Raw genomic sequence first — 15,850 nt, 5'->3', positions numbered from 1 at the left:
TTATCAATCTTATTTTAAGACACGCTATGCAAATTGGCGTTCGAACGACGTCCAATTCTCAATATAGGCTGGCTAGCAAATAAGACAATCACACCAACTAATGAAAACACACCAAAGGCGTAGAATGCAGTAGCAGCCCCATACCGATCCACAATCAAACCAGTAAAGATGACGGGTACACTAAGCCCTATATATGCCATCAGAAAATAGCCTGCACTTGCACGTGCCTGCTCATTTCCAGCAGATTTTGCGACTCCTAACATACCGCCTAAATAGACAAAGCCATAGCAACTAGTACTGGCCAAAAATGCCGCCAAAAGAATCACTGGTAGATTGGCATTCAACGTCCCCCAAGCCAATAAAGCATAAGCCGGTAGTAAGATCAGAAGACCAAGCTTGCTTGAAACTTGAGGGTCAAGTTTTCGGGCGATTGGCTGAACGATCAATCCACAACTGATGGCTAACATAGAGGATACCCCTGCATACTTAGCGAGTCCATGCGTGGCCAGCACTGAGGGAATAACTGACAATACCAATCCTGTCGTCGCCCAACAAATCAAAATACCGCTGCCATACCAGATGACTTCACGATTAAAATAAGGTAGCCGTAGCATAGAGGTGGGCAAATTAGTGCGTTTAGGTGCCGTCTCTGGTAATTGATATAACAGAAACATAGCGAACAGCCCGCTCGCTAGTAGTAAGAAAAAACTGGCTGGTTGTTCAGTTTCATAAAGCATCAAAGAAACCGTCGTAAATACAGGGCCAAGACCAAAACCTATCGTTGTACTGGCCGTCACCCACGCTGTCGCACGCATCGTATCTGATGAACCAAGCAGCTCAATCATATAGGCAGTCGCCGTAGCAGCCATTAGAGCGGTTCCCACACCAAGTACGAATCGCGCTACTGCTAACGCGCGCGTATATGGATAAAACAACATAAGAGCCGTCGCTGCTATCGATAGGGTTAGAGAGATTAAAATCACCTTGCGCCGTCCAATTCGATCAGACAATCCACCAAAAGCCAACAATACAGGTATGACACCCAACACATAAAAGGAAAACGCTATCGTGGTTGCTAGTACACCATAGCCATCATTGTGTGCATAAACGGCATAAAGTGGGCCTTGAATATTGACGCTTGTCGTTATCACGCATAAGGCAAAGGCTAGATATTTGTTATATTTTTTCATGGTCATATATCACTGCTTTTTGAATAATAATCGTTGAATTGACTGAGGTTAGTGTGATTCACAGTAGAATGACACCTACCTCTACATCGTTTACGTTCAATGATTAAAACAAAAGCACAGTAGGTTATCTATATACAATACAGTACAATTAGACAGAACTGTTTGGTCTATAAAACCCATACAGTTGGGATATCCTACCCATATATCGTCATGGCTGTAACCTTGAGATAAGACCTTCATAAAAGCCGCCTTACCAAAAATTGTAAAAAATATGAATCAGAAGCTAACACGCATCGAAGTTGTCATGGCTGACGTAAAAGAGAAAATAGCGACCGTTATCTACATGCCTGAGTCGCGACTACCCTCCGTCCGTGCCGCGGCCAAAGATTATGGGTTCTCGCCATCTACCGTGGTTGAAGCCTATGAGCGCCTGCAAACTGAGGGAATTATCTACTCTCGACCTGGTGCAGGGTTCTATGTGGCAGAGACGACAGCGCCGCTATCGTTAACAGATATAGCACCAAAAATTGACCGAGTGGTAGATCCATTGTGGGTATCACGGCAGTCGCTGGAGCCACCCAATGGTGCGCTAAAGCCAGGCTGCGGTTGGTTGCCAGCGGATTGGCTGTTTGAGGCAGGTATGCGCCGTGGTCTACGAAATGTGGCAAAAGCTGACGCGTCCATTATCAGTGAGTATGCAACGCCGCTAGGACTGTTAGCATTGCGTCAATTACTCACACGGCGTATGTCAGGATTAAGTATCAATGCAGAACCGTCACAGGTAATATTGACAGATTCAGGCACTCAGGCGATAGATTTGATTTTTCGATTCTTACTGACGCCGGGTGATACGGTTGTCGTCGATGATCCTTGTTATTTTAACTTTCGAGCACAGCTGCTTGCCCATCGGGTCAAAGTAGTAGGCGTGCCTTATACGCTAAACGGGCCAGATGTAGAGGCCTTTGCAGCGATTTTAGATGAGCATAATCCGCGCCTGTACATCACCAATGCTGCCATTCACAATCCTACGGGCGCAACATTGTCACCTGCCACGGCATACCGTGTATTACAATTGGCTCAAGCAGCTAGTTTGTACATTATCGAAGACGATATTTTTGCAGATTTTGAAGTCAAGCCTGCAGCGAGATTGGCGGCTTTGGATGGGTTATCACGCGTATTCTATATCGGCAGTTTTTCTAAAACATTATCAGCATCCCTACGCTGTGGTTATATTGCAGCGCCTACAGAGTGGGTTGAGAGTTTGGTAGATTTAAAGATAGCGACTGGCTTTGGTGGCAGTCAGTTAGCAGCGGCGGTTGTGTTCTCAGCGTTGACTGATAGCGGCTACCGTAAGCATATGAATGATATCCATACTCGGCTGGCAAGCGCTCGTACTCAGACGCTACCACGATTGGCTAAATTAGGCATCGTATCGTGGCTGCTCCCACAAGCAGGTATGTTCCTATGGTGCCGATTACCTAAGAATAATAATGCGACCGAATTGGCCAATCGCTGTTTATCCAAAGGTGTGGTATTGGCACCGGGCAATGTTTTTAGCCAATCGGACAATGCTGAAAATTTTATGCGGTTCAATGTGGCGCAGATGAGCCATTCAAAAATTTTCGAGGTATTGGCTCAATCGTTAGACTGATCAATCAGAGACTTATATAGTCATTCCACTATAAAGTATTACAGCGTTAACCTCGCTTGAAGTATCACATGTACATCTATACTCGGTTGCCTTGTACTACTTTTAAATTGAATCGACTATAGTGCTAGTACCTTCTTATTATATATTGACCTTTCGACTATAATTCTAAGCCTAAATATCAGCCAAACATAAGCTGAACACAATTAAATATAACCACTCCCGACAACGGATACTATTTCTCTAGGATAGCTCATATGTCCCCTATATATACTGCATTGGCTATACTGGTTACCTTTATCTGGGGCGTAAATTTTACTTTTATTGCGTGGGGTCTTGAGAGCTTTCCGCCATTGATGCTTACCGCCCTGCGTTTTTTCTTTACTGCTGTGCCTCTGGTTTTGTTTCTAAAGCCGCCTAAATTCAACCGTACCTTGTTTATTTATGCCATCGGTACATTTGTCATGCAGTACGCCTTTGTATTTACAGCGATGCATCTGGGTTCATCCCCGGGGCTGACGGCACTACTGCTACAAATTCAGATTTTTATTACGGTATTGCTAGCGTACTTTATATTGGGTGAAGCAGTCAGCCGTATGCAAATCGTCGGTATGTTGGTCGGTGTACTAGGACTCAGCGTGATTGCGTTAAACCTTGGCGGTGATATGCCTTTGGCAGGGTTCATCTGTATTTTGATTGCGGCCATCGGTTGGAGCTTTGGTAATATTGCCTCCAAGCAAGCGTCAAAACAGGCCTCAGAAAAAGCGTCAGAGCAAACGGCTCTAAAAGCGATGCAGCAAGCAACAAGGGTATCTGTTGCTACATCTAGCACTGGAAAAAATAAAGCCTCTGCTCTGTCTGCGCTAGCGCTGGTAGTCTGGGGCGGTCTCATTGCTTGCGTGATATTGACAATATCTTCTCTTACATTTGAGACTGATGCATGGCAGCTAGCGACGTTTACTGAAGCATCACTCAAGTCTTGGCTCTCACTTGGATTTATCGTCTATATCTCAACCTTAATTGGCTTTGGTCTATGGGCACACTTACTCAGTCAAAATACCGCCTCCAAGGTTATGCCGTTTGCACTATTGGTACCCGTATTCGGTATGGTGACCTCAGTACTACTCACAGGAGAAGTAGTGACGTGGTGGAAGATGCTGGCCATGATGTTGATCTTATCAGGACTGTTATTGGCAAATGTGAAGATAAAAATTAAAAAAAGCTGCTAGCGACGACCACTAAAACACTTGGCCATCATTAGCAGCTTTTTATTTTCTGCAGCTTTTTTTCTATAGTTATCGTAAATCATCCACGACAGCTAGCATTGCTACCAGTGATGCTTCGCCTAATTTGATAGAACGCTCTGGCGACCAACCCATCTCTTCATCGGGCAGATTATCATTGTCTTTAAATGGCATCTCTAACGTATTAGCAAGGCAATCAAAACGCTCTGCTACCCAATTGGTGGCAACGGTCATATTGGCAGCACCTGGTGCATCAATCTCATAACCAATCTCAGACTGAAAATCAGCACTGGCTAACTTCAATACCTCTGAAAATTTATCACGTAGTACAGCGAGACGGTCACTGTAGCTTGGCGTCCCTTGTGAGCCAGCTAAGAATACATACGGCAATGCTTCATCGCCATGCACATCATAAAATAGATCCACGCCTGTCGCTTCCATTTTATTAATCACATGAAATACTTCAGGGCTTTTGTCTAAGCTTGGACTTTGCCATTCACGGTTTAGATTGGTTCCGGCAGCGTTAGTACGCAAGTGTCCACGTACACTACCATCAGGGTTCATGTTAGGGACAATATAAAAGTTTGCCTTATCTAACAACTGTTTGCCAGTCGCATTATCGCTATCTAACAAGCTATACAATAAGCCCTCGATCAGCCATTCAGCCATCGTTTCACCTGGATGCTGACGAGCAGTAATCCATATATTACGCTTGTGAGCAGCACCGTCACCAATTTTGACCAAAGTAAGGTCACGTTTATCAAGCGTTTCACCCAGATGCTCTAACGTCACTAGCGGATGCACTTGCACTGCGGCCAATAAATCTTGATGACGCTCATAGCTATAAGGCGCAAAATACGCAATCTGAATGGTTTCGCATTCTAACTCTGCCACGATGGTCAATTTGCCATCTTTGTAAGACGTTGGCAGACGGAACCAATGCTGACGATCATAAGAAGCCACTGCCTGGTAGTTCTCCCACCCTTCTAGATAAGAGGCCTCTCCTGCATTCAGAATATTGAGAACATACTGCTCCCCTATTTGACCTGACAGACGAAAGTTAAACCACTGAAAAAACTCGCCGCCAACATCTGGACGAATCGCTAACTGAATATCGTTTTTGTCATCCATATTAATAATGTCAATGTTACCTGCGTCAAAATTGGCCGTGATATGCATAGTTATTCCCTAATTGATTTTTATGATTGTGTTTTAAGTATTATGTTCGTTATCGATTTACTATTCTAACTACTGCTCTTTAGTAATTTCTAGTTTTATATTGGGTACTAGACATACATTTACTTGGTCATTACCAGCTCGTTTTCAAGGCAACCATCTATCAAATTTATCTATTCAGATTGAATATCTATCGTTGACTACTAAAAGATTAAACGTCCGCCAATAACTCGACACTCACTTGAAAGTAATCATCATCTTTTATAGTAATACTGACGTTACCGTTATGCGCCCCAACGATAGACTGTACGATAGATAGCCCCAAACCTGTTCCTGTATGGCGATCTATTGTTTTGTGATGTCGATAGAAGCGCTCAAACAACTTATCTGCTTCACTTTGTGTCAACGGCTCATCTAATTGGTTGGTGATGGTCATTCGTAGAATATCTTGTTTTGATTGCTGAAAACTGGTTATCGTTGTGCCCACTATCTCATCTGAGTTTACTCTATCTGCCCTAATGGTTATAACGCTATCTTGAGCAGCATAATAAATCGCGTTCGATATCAGATTAGCAAAGAGCCTTTGTAATAAACTTTTATCTCCTAAGACAGCGCTGAACTCACCTTTGGTTTCAATAGCGATACCTCGGTCCTCTGCAATCATTTCGTAGTAATCAACGAGCTTGGTGATTAAATTTTCCGTATCCACGTGACTGATTTGCGAGTCACTCAATCCTTTTTGGGTTTTTGCCAGTAGCAGCATATTATTTATCATGGCCGACAGCTGCTCTAACGTGTCATGTTGATGGTGTAGCTGCTCAATGTATTCATCACCCGCTCTCGGTTTGTTTAACATGACTTGCGTTTGCGTGCTGAGTGTCGCTATTGGAGTGCGCAGCTCATGGGCGATATTGTCTGAAAACCGTGACAATGATTCAAAATTACTTTCAAGCTTGGCCATCATTGAGTTGTAAGATTCTGCTAATGGTCGCAGCTCTAACGGCATATCACTGACCGTGACTCTATCATCCAATCTGTCAGGGTTCATTGTTTTCATTTTTTGGACGATGGTCGCCAAAGGGGCAAAACCCCAGTACACACCCAATGCCGCTACTGATATGAGCAACAAGGTAATCGCGAACAAAATCATACTAAGCTGACGATTGAACTGTAATAAATACTGATGATGCACATCTATAGGCAGTGCGATAAGCGCGAGCATTTTGTCGTCTTCAATGACCATTGCTCGATAGTATCGGCTGTTGATATTCATCACAAACTGTTGCTTATCATTATCTTGTTTCAGTGATGATAGGTTAAACCCTGCACCTAGCTCTTGAGCAAAGTTATTGGGGGTACTAGACAGTATCTGCCCTTCTTTATTAGCGATAATGGTTTTTAGATCGTAATCTAGCCAAGAAGAATGCTGATGATCAGCTTCATCTGATATCGCTGCGGTAGAAGTATCTCTATCAGGCATTACGTCAGGTGCCGCTCTTAGCGGCTGTTGACTATCCAATATATTTTGAGAGCTAGGTAGGGTTTGAGAAGTTATAGGGCTACTAGGTTCTATCACTCGTTTACGTAGATTAAAAGCCGCATGGGTCATAATCTCAGCGTCCATTTGCTCGAAATGGCCTTTAACAGAACGCTGTATCCATATATAAATAATAACCTGCGATATAACAACAAATATCGTGAGCAATAGCACAGTACGCCATAATAGTGGCAAACGCCGATTATCAAACCTATATTTCATATTAGACATTGCCAGCTTCGTGAGATGGTTTGCTATCAAGCGCTGTATCGACAGCTTCTAACCGATAGCCCATCCCGCGCACCGTATGAATCAGCTTTGCGTCATGATCATCGTCTATTTTTATACGAAGACGCCTTATCGCCACATCAATCACATTGGTATCATTTTCAAAGTTCATATCCCATACTTGGGAAGCGATGATTGAGCGTGGAAGCACTTCACCGCGGCGCTCTAATAAAAACTGTAGTAAGGAAAACTCTTTTGCCGTGAGCTTAATAGGCTTATCTCCTCTATGCACCGTGCGCTTGGCAATGTCCATCTTGAGATCCGCTATTTGCATAATCGTACTTTGATAGTCGGCTTGATTGGCACGTCGTAATAAGCTTTTCATCCTGACGATCAATTCTGCAAAGGCAAAAGGTTTGGTCAGATAATCATCACCACCAATCTCAATCCCCTTTATCTTGTCACTCAAGTCATCTTTTGCGGTTAGAAATAGCACAGGCGTATGCTTGCCTGCCGCTCGGTAATTACGCACCAGCTCAAAGCCACTAACATCAGGCAGCATCACATCCATCAATATCACGCTAAATTCTTCCGTCATCAATGCATGGTAGCCATCTAGTCCTGTTAGTTGATGATCCACGATAAACCCAGCTTCGGTTAAGCCTTTTTTTATATACTCGCCAAGCTTCAATTCATCTTCTACCAGCAGTACTTTCATAATAGCTTCCCATATACCTTTCACGCTTACCTAGCATAGTAAAGCATAACCCCACTTTGAACATCAAAAAATCTCAAGATGACAGAATTGTAATCTTACCGTCATCTCTCTGTCAGAATCACTAAAGTATGCTTTAAAGTAACTTAATATCTTAAAGTCTTTTCGACTACATACTAAATCAAATAAGGATTTACCATGTCACTATTCAAATCAATGCCACTGCTCAAATCAATGCCACTGTCTAAATCAATCGTAGCAACTGCTATAGCCTTAGTTGTTTCAACCTCTGCGTTGGCACATGACCCAAAGATGCATGCTGAAAAAGACCAAATGAACTGTGAGAAAATGGAAAAGCATATGCAGATGATGCAAAAAATGGATCATAGCAAAATGGATATGAATGATCCTGCTATGAAAGCCATGATGGCTAACATGAGCAAAATGAAAGCGATGTACCAAAAGCACTGTGTGAGCAGCGATAGCGACTCTTAAATATCAATTTATAAGTTCAATACTATAGTCAGTTCAATATAATTTCGATACAAGGAAACCGAGTGCAAGTTATACATTAGTATGCTTAACGAGGATGACGCTGTAGCGGATTTATATAGACTTGACTATATTGTCAGAGAAGCTGATCAAGCAGTAATGGGATATTAAAGAAAATGGATTTTTAGGACAAACCTATGAAGTTCTTGTTAGGAATACTTTTTACTGTCTTTGTCGCTATTGTGGGTATTTTTATTACGGTGACTAGCGGCATGATAAATATCGGTGCTGATCGAGCTCATAGTCCGCTGGTTTACGATTTTTTAGAAACTGCTCGCACACGCTCAATTGAACGTGCCAGCAAGAATATTTTGGTTCCCAATTTAAAAAAGGCGGAGATGATCAGCTCGGGCGGTGCAGATTACAAAGATATGTGTGCTGGCTGTCATTTGTCTCCCGGCGTCAACAGCACAGATTTAAATAGCGGTATGTACCCAAAGCCTCCTAACTTTACTCAGGCGGATATCGTTAAGCGCTATCAAAACGAGGCTGGTGCCAGACAAAGCTTTTGGGCGATTAAACATGGCATTATGGCGTCTGGCATGCCCGCTTGGGGCGCTACTCACGATGATGACAGGATATGGGCGATGGTTGCTTTTATTAGATCGTTACCTGACTTAAATGAAAACCAGTACACCATGCTAACGACTCGGTTAGACGATAGTATGTTGGATATGTCATTTGATGGTGAGATGGATATGTCATTTGATGGTGAGATGGATATGCCAGGTGATGGATCCGAAATGCAACATTGATTTTTTGTACAAAATGCAGTGCTCAATAGTGCTGCTTTTTGCGATTTGAGTTTTAAGCTTTGCTAGCACTATTTTGTCCAGTGATGTGGCTCTAATTTTTATAATATTTAATCGTCAGACAGACGCTCAGGAGTGGTTTTATGAGACGCTATACTAATAGATCTATTAATGAACATAATCTGATATCTGGCCGTGTACTCTCGGCGATCGTGGTATTGCCATTATCGTTAACGATTGCCGCTTGTAGTCAACCTAACTCCGCTGCTACTGACTCAGCACCAGCTACTGAGCCAACTATTGCTACGCACACGGAGCAACCAACAGCTGAAATGACACCTATCAGCGCTCCTTCAGATACACCATCAACTATCCTAAAAAAAATCTCAGCCACCGTCTACAAAGATGCCAATTGTGGCTGTTGCAAAGAATGGGTCGGTTATGCTGAAGGTCATGGTCTAAACGCAACTGCACAGAATGTCGAAGACGTATCCTTATTTAAAGAGCGATACAGCGTACCGCAGCAAATGCGCTCTTGCCATACCACCGTTACTACTGATGGCTACGTATTTGAAGGTCATGTCCCTGCTAAGTATATGGCTCAGTTCCTAAAAAACCCGCCAAGTGATGCGATCGGTCTTGCCGTACCGAGCATGCCAGTCGGTAGCCCAGGTATGGAATACCAAGATAAATTTATGCCATATAAAGTGATGCAGCTTAACAAAGATGGCTCAACAGCCATTTATGCAACTATTGACACACCGCAGCAGCAAATCTAGCTTGGTTGTCGTTTAGATAGCTTATCCAGCTCTATTAATAAGCGGCCAAAGACATAGGCTTAGCTGATAAACACATAGACTCAACTCTCGCTTTATGGATATAAATCAGGTGAATTATTATGAACAAAAATATGCTTAATCGCAGGCGTTTTTTGACAGGATCTTCTACCTTGTTAGGGGCATCCATGCTGTCCACCCTACCGTCTATTGCCAATAGTGCGCTCGGTAAAGGCCAGCAGAATGTAGCCGTCAACAGTGATAAATCTGACCATATCGTACCTATCTTAACCGGTAATGAGTTTGATCTGTATGTCAGCAAGAAGCCCGTCACTGTCAATGACAAGTCGAGTATGGCAACACTGATTAATGACTCGCTACCAGCACCAACGCTAAAGATGCAAGAAGGCGATACAGTAACTATCCGTGTTCATAACCAGATGGATGAGTCAACCTCTATCCATTGGCATGGCTTGCTCGTACCTTTTGAGATGGATGGCGTACCAGGTATCAGTTTCGATGGCATTCCTGCAAATAGCACCTTTACTTATAAATTCAAACTTAAACAATCAGGCACCTATTGGTATCACTCTCATAGTGGGTTCCAAGAGCAAACCGGTATGCTCGGTGCTATCGTGATTGAGCCAAAAGGCCGTGAGCGTCATCCAGTCGCAGAAGACCATGTGATCGTGCTGAGTGATTGGACGCACCGCGATCCGCACAATCTCTTGAAGCTGCTCAAACAGCGCGCTGACTTTGATAATTATCATCTGCCAGACTTCAAAAAACTATTGTCTGATATCGCCGCAACAGATTTAGAAGCCGCTTATGACAAGCGCAAAATGTGGAATCAGATGCGCATGATGCCAACGGATTTCACCGATCTGTCTGGCGAAAAGACCTTTACCTATCTGATGAATGGTAAGACCACAGCAGCCAATTGGACACAACTAGTAAAAGCAGGACAGCCCGTTAAATTACGCTTTATCAATGCTTCAGCGCAAACCATTTTTGATGTGCGCATACCGGGTCTCAAGATGACTGTGGTAGCAACAGATGGTATTGATGTCGCACCCGTTGCGATTGATGATTTCCGCATTGGCGTGGCTGAGACCTATGATGTCATCGTCACGCCTACTCAAGACGCACATACGATATTTGCCCAAAACATCGATCGTTCAGGCTATGTCGCGACCACGCTTGCAACCAAAAAAGGTGCGCGAGCTGCCATACCTGCTATGGACAAGATCGAATGGCTAACCATGGCAGATATGATGGGTGCGATGGGTGATAAAGGCTACAAAGCAAAGCATGCCAAGACCGAGTATGACTTTAAATCTGATATGCGTGTCGACAGTCCACGTATGAACCTAGATGATCCCGGTATTAACCTGCGTAATATCAATCGTGACGTGCTGAATTATAGTCAGCTGCGCTCTGTCGATGAGGCCATATTTGCAGAGCAGCGTAAGCCTACCCGAGAGATCGAGCTACATTTAACGGGTAACATGGAGCGCTATATTTGGGCGTTGGATGGTGTCATGTTCAAGGATGCAACGCCTGTCAATATTAAACCTAACGAGCGCGTACGTATTACCTTAGTCAATGACACCATGATGAATCACCCTATGCACCTGCATGGTATGTGGAGCGACTTGCGCACGCCATCTGGAGACTTTCAGGTACGTAAACACACGATTGTGGTGCAGCCAGCGCAAAAGATTAGCTTTGATGTGACGGGAGAAGTTGGACGATGGGCATGGCACTGTCATCTGCTGTATCACATGGAAGCCGGTATGTTCCGAGAAGTTGTCGTCGTTTAACAAACCTTCGAATATGAGGCTTATTATGAAAATATCTAAGAAAAATCTGCCATTCATTGGTTTGTCATCGCTAGTCTTGCTCACATCCTCTTTTGCAACAGCTGCTGAGATGTCGAGTATGGATCATAGCGGCATGGATATGTCAGGTGATATGTCTGATATGGACCAAAGCGGCATGGATATGTCAGGTATGGATCACAGTGGCATGGATCATGGCAGTATGGATATGTCAGGCATGCAAGGTGGGCAGCCACCAGCTGATGCTCGCAGTCCAGACTATTCAAATGGGGTTCCATACGGGCAGTATGGTAAGCCCATGATGATGGGCAGCATGCCATTATGGGGAGTCTCAGTAGACGACTTGGGCTATCAGTTTGACGAAGATCAAATCAACTTCGAGGCGACGGGTTGGTACGGTACTGATAGCAATCGTATAAGACTACGCACGGAAGGTAGTGCTCATACTAAAGATGATAGAGAAATCGATAGCTTAAGCTCCCTTGCTTATTGGAAACCACTGAGCATTTTCTGGAATGGTGAAGCTGGTGTCGCTTACGATACTGAAAACGATAACGCTGCCATAATGGCAGGTATTGTCGGTACCGCGCCTTATTTTATCGAAACGGATGCGAGAGCCTACTTATATACCGATGGTCAACTTCGTCTTGATTTGGGCGCAGAGTACGAATGGCGTTTGGATCAACATTGGGTTGTCATACCGGAGGTTGGACTGACAGCCTTTAGTAAAGATGACCATGATAATGGTATTACCAAGGGCTTTAATGAGATGGAAACTGATGTCAGGCTGACTTACGAAACGTTCAATCGCCAGCTAGCCCCTTATGTGGGGGTTAGTTATGAGACAGCGCTTGGCAAGGCTCGTGGCCAAAGACGTCAAGAAAATGAATCAGTTGATAGCAGTAGTTTGACTGCGGGGGTTAAATTCTGGTTTTAACTGTCTACCCATTTTAATTTAACAAAACAATGGAGGTCATATCATGGAAACTGCTAAGCAAAAAAATATGAACCCTTATGTAAAATTCACCTTAATGATTCTGACATCGACTGTCATCATGTATATCATGATGTACTTCAATACCTACCAGTGGGATCACATTTACTTTAGTGAAACCCGAGCTTATATGGCGCTATATATGGGTGCCGGTATGGCAGTCGTCATGTTGGCATTTATGACCAATATGTATAAAAAGACCAAGGTCAATTTGATGATCTATGGTCTAAGTGTATTGATGTTTGCAGTTGGTATCTGGGGCGTTAGATCTCAAGCGACTGTCGATCAAGTCGATTGGATGCAGGCGATGATACCGCATCACTCGATTGCCATTCTCACCAGTAGTCGCGCTGATATTGAAGATCCGCGTGTACAAAAGCTTGCTGATGATATTATAAAAGCACAAAAGCGTGAAATCGCTGAGATGAAGCAGTTGATTGATGAGCTTGAATAAGAGAATGGTGTACCAGTGAACGCTGCGAAAAGCGATTACTTTTTTCTGCTCAGACGCTCAATGACCCAGCCTGCTAGTGGGAAAGACACCAACTGTGTCAGTGGAACAAGTATTATCGTTTCAATTAATACCACCACTGGCAGGCTTAATCCTTGGGTCACAGGCTTCAATAACGTCAATACGATTAGGAGCGTTGGATAAAGTCCGACATATCCTATCAATATGCGTATAAGTCTGTCTTTGGAATTCTGATTCATTGCCTACTACCTATTGATAAAACGATAAAAGAAAAACCTTTAAGCGACAAAAACAATAATTGTCGCTTAAAGATTGACTGTCTGTGAATATCCAACAAGTCACAAATTTATAAATGAAAATAAGGCCATTAGTATTAATGGCCTTATCTCAGTCACTGTTTATGTACTTTGCTATTCTTGATAGTAAGGATAATCACTGTAGCCCACATCAGTACCACCATACATCGTGGTAGGATCTACTTCATTCAATGGCCAGTTATTGGCAATACGCTCTGGCAGATCAGGATTGGCGATAAAAGGACGACCAAACGCGAATAAATCACCGTAGCCTTTTTCTAAAATGTTCACAGCTTTTTGTACCGTGTACTTGCCAGCATAAATAATACGGCCTGAAAACTCTTCTCTGACTGCTTGATAAAAAGTGTCTGGTAAATCAGGCGCATTATCCCAATCAGCTTCTGCAATGGACAAATAAGCAATACCCGCTTGCTCAAGCAATTTGACTGCTTCGACATAGGTATGATGGGGATCTGACTCTACCAAGCCTAAATACACGCGTGTCTCATCCGTACTCGCAAACAAAGGCGCAAAGCGTACGCCTAAACGATCAGCACCCACCACTTCACTGACAGCAGCCACGATTTCTTTTAAGAAACGCAGACGATTGGTCAACGATCCGCCGTATTGGTCATCACGGTGATTGGTGTGCTCAGAGATAAACTGATTGACCAGATACCCATTGGCACAATGCAGCTCTACCCCATCAAAACCCGCTTCCAATGCATTGCGCGCAGCTGCCGCATACATACTTACCAACTCACCAACTTCATCGGTACTGAGAGCGCGTGGCTCACTTGGATCAGCCAATGCACCTGCACCTGGACCTGTTTCAATAAATACTTTGACGTTATCAGCGATAATATCAGATGGCCCTACCGGCTGAGCACCATTAGGCTGCAAGCTGGTGTGCGACACACGGCCTACATGCCAAAGCTGAGCAAAAATAATACCGCCTTTGTCATGTACTGCTTGCGTGACTTTTTTCCAACCTTCAACTTGGGCTGATGAATGGATACCTGGCGTCCAAGCATAACCTTGACCTCTTGGCTCAATCTGCGTACCTTCCGTCACTATAAAGCCTGCTGACGCACGCTGTGCATAATAGCTGGCCATTAAGTCATTAGGGATATTGTCAGGTTGCGTGCTACGAGAGCGTGTCAATGGTGGCATGACGATACGGTTGTTGAGCGTATAAGGCCCAAGTGCTACAGAGGAAAATAATGTCTTTGTATCTGGAATAGTTTGTGTCATAAGTATCTCTTTTAAAGCAGCTGATGGCTTATTATTGAATGTATTGAGCCTGTTTTAATGCTTAATAGCTCATTTAGTGGCTACTTAAGCAATGTTGGTCAGCATAGCGTTTTGCAGGTACAATTAGAAACAACGGTTTCTTGTTTAAGATACAATTATTAATGGTATGAAATTATGAATGGTATGAATCGGCTCGATATCAAGCAACTTAGAGTATTGCAGGCGCTACTTGGTCTAAAAAACTTGTCGCAAGTCGCACGCAAAATGGGGCTGACCCAACAAGCCATCAGTGAGCAGTTACGCAAGTTACGTGAGGTGTTTGATGATCGTTTGTTTATTCGTCAAGGCAATAGCATGGTGGCAACACCAAAAGCGCTATCGATGCAGCAACCTATTGACCATATATTAAAGCAGTTGGAAGATTTGTTAGAGCCAGAGATTTTTATGCCGCACACATACAAAGGCATATTTACGATTAGTGCGACTGACTATGCGACGCAGGCATTATTACCGCAATTGTTTAATATTACGCGACGCAACGCACCAGATTTGAAGTTAATCGTACGTGATTTTGCCTCAGACAATATCAATCAGCTGATTGCAGCAGGCGAGCTTGATTTGTTGATTACCTTCCCTGAATTTATCCCTGATAACTTATCGTATGTCACTCTGTTTGAAGAGCAACATTTATGCGTGACGGGTTGTGAAAACACCTTTGCCACAGAGCCATTAACGCTGGCGCAAGTGGCTGCACACGCGCAGCTAGTAGTGTCACCCTCGCGTGCTAATTTACGCGGCTCTCATGATCAATGGTTTGCAGAAAAAGGTCTAAAACGAAATATTGTGATGTCGGTTCCTAGCTTTTCGGCTGTACCAGATATTTTGCACACGACTGACATGATTGCGTTTTATCCTTCGCGATTATTGCCGAGCAGTAAGGTCAAAGAGCTTAAGGTTGAAGCGTTGCCCCCCACTTTTAAAGTCATCGCGGCATGGCATCCACGTACCAACGACAGCGGCATACATCGTTGGTTGATTGAGCAGTTGAGAAATCTATAGTAATTAACTTAGCTATAGCCAACTTTGAAACGACATCGAACACTCTTAAACTTGATGTAAGTATTATCTAGACTAAACATGGTTCTACACAAGATTCTAGACGGGTGCACATAATC

General features: G+C 43.6%; 15 protein-coding genes. 9 read left to right on the top strand and 6 right to left on the bottom strand.

All coding sequences use genetic code 11. The features are described 5' to 3' along the window. Window positions 1-14 precede the first annotated feature (14 nt). Window positions 15-1,196, bottom strand: a complete 1,182-nt coding sequence (locus CXF60_RS02625) for an MFS transporter (protein WP_102090665.1) — start codon at window positions 1,194-1,196, stop codon at window positions 15-17. A gap of 265 nt (window positions 1,197-1,461) precedes the next feature. Here CXF60_RS02625 and CXF60_RS02620 point away from each other — a divergent pair, with 265 nt between their 5' ends. Beyond that, window positions 1,462-2,841, top strand: a complete 1,380-nt coding sequence (locus tag CXF60_RS02620) for an aminotransferase-like domain-containing protein (protein WP_102090664.1) — start codon at window positions 1,462-1,464, stop codon at window positions 2,839-2,841. 254 nt (window positions 2,842-3,095) lie between these two features. Continuing rightward, the gene (locus CXF60_RS02615) at window positions 3,096-4,067 is read left to right on the top strand and encodes an EamA family transporter (RefSeq protein ID WP_102090663.1); all 972 of its coding nucleotides are present in this window, start codon (window positions 3,096-3,098) and stop codon (window positions 4,065-4,067) included. 66 nt (window positions 4,068-4,133) lie between these two features. Here the strand turns inward: CXF60_RS02615 and CXF60_RS02610 are convergent, their stop codons facing one another. From CXF60_RS02610 to CXF60_RS02600, 3 genes are all read right to left on the bottom strand, one after another. Beyond that, window positions 4,134-5,261 carry a M14 family metallopeptidase gene (locus CXF60_RS02610; RefSeq protein WP_102090662.1) on the bottom strand — a complete coding sequence of 376 codons (1,128 nt, stop codon included), beginning with the start codon at window positions 5,259-5,261 and terminating at the stop codon, window positions 4,134-4,136. A 208-nt stretch (window positions 5,262-5,469) separates the two neighbouring features. After that, window positions 5,470-7,017: an ATP-binding protein gene (locus CXF60_RS02605; RefSeq protein WP_102090755.1), complete on the bottom strand. Its 1,548-nt coding sequence runs from the start codon at window positions 7,015-7,017 to the stop codon at window positions 5,470-5,472. A 1-nt stretch (window position 7,018) separates the two neighbouring features. Continuing rightward, complete coding sequence (locus tag CXF60_RS02600; RefSeq protein ID WP_102090661.1) at window positions 7,019-7,741, bottom strand: heavy metal response regulator transcription factor; 723 nt, start codon at window positions 7,739-7,741, stop codon at window positions 7,019-7,021. A 195-nt stretch (window positions 7,742-7,936) separates the two neighbouring features. Between CXF60_RS02600 and CXF60_RS02595 the strand changes: the two genes are divergently transcribed. From CXF60_RS02595 to CXF60_RS02570, 6 genes are all read left to right on the top strand, one after another. Continuing rightward, entirely contained in the window at window positions 7,937-8,233 is a 297-nt protein-coding gene (locus CXF60_RS02595; protein WP_228707015.1) for a hypothetical protein, read from the top strand. 194 nt (window positions 8,234-8,427) lie between these two features. Continuing rightward, the gene (locus CXF60_RS02590) at window positions 8,428-9,045 is read left to right on the top strand and encodes a c-type cytochrome (protein ID WP_102090660.1); all 618 of its coding nucleotides are present in this window, start codon (window positions 8,428-8,430) and stop codon (window positions 9,043-9,045) included. A gap of 140 nt (window positions 9,046-9,185) precedes the next feature. Continuing rightward, on the top strand, window positions 9,186-9,821 hold the full coding sequence (locus CXF60_RS02585; protein ID WP_102090659.1) for a DUF411 domain-containing protein: 636 nt from the start codon (window positions 9,186-9,188) through the stop codon (window positions 9,819-9,821). A 119-nt stretch (window positions 9,822-9,940) separates the two neighbouring features. After that, window positions 9,941-11,641 carry a copper resistance system multicopper oxidase gene (locus tag CXF60_RS02580; RefSeq protein WP_102090658.1) on the top strand — a complete coding sequence of 567 codons (1,701 nt, stop codon included), beginning with the start codon at window positions 9,941-9,943 and terminating at the stop codon, window positions 11,639-11,641. A gap of 25 nt (window positions 11,642-11,666) precedes the next feature. Further along, on the top strand, window positions 11,667-12,596 hold the full coding sequence (locus CXF60_RS02575) for a copper resistance protein B (protein WP_102090657.1): 930 nt from the start codon (window positions 11,667-11,669) through the stop codon (window positions 12,594-12,596). Between the two features lie 43 nt (window positions 12,597-12,639). Then, complete coding sequence (locus CXF60_RS02570) at window positions 12,640-13,107, top strand: DUF305 domain-containing protein (protein ID WP_102090656.1); 468 nt, start codon at window positions 12,640-12,642, stop codon at window positions 13,105-13,107. Window positions 13,108-13,142: 35 nt separating this feature from the next. On the opposite strand, the gene CXF60_RS02565 is transcribed toward CXF60_RS02570, so the two are convergent. Continuing rightward, window positions 13,143-13,364, bottom strand: coding sequence for a putative antibiotic biosynthesis monooxygenase (locus CXF60_RS02565; protein ID WP_057760053.1), 222 nt, complete (start codon window positions 13,362-13,364; stop codon window positions 13,143-13,145). A gap of 171 nt (window positions 13,365-13,535) precedes the next feature. Further along, complete coding sequence (locus CXF60_RS02560; RefSeq protein ID WP_228707029.1) at window positions 13,536-14,663, bottom strand: alkene reductase; 1,128 nt, start codon at window positions 14,661-14,663, stop codon at window positions 13,536-13,538. Window positions 14,664-14,849: 186 nt separating this feature from the next. Between CXF60_RS02560 and CXF60_RS02555 the strand changes: the two genes are divergently transcribed. Continuing rightward, window positions 14,850-15,734 (top strand): LysR family transcriptional regulator, encoded by an 885-nt coding sequence (locus CXF60_RS02555; RefSeq protein WP_102090654.1) that lies wholly within the window; start codon window positions 14,850-14,852, stop codon window positions 15,732-15,734. Window positions 15,735-15,850: the final 116 nt, after the last annotated feature.

Origin of the sequence: Psychrobacter sp. 4Bb (assembly GCF_002836735.1) — a bacterium.
Lineage (GTDB): Bacteria > Pseudomonadota > Gammaproteobacteria > Pseudomonadales > Moraxellaceae > Psychrobacter.
The sequence above is the reverse complement of the archived record's forward strand: the minus strand, read 5'-3'. Positions and strand labels throughout refer to the sequence as shown.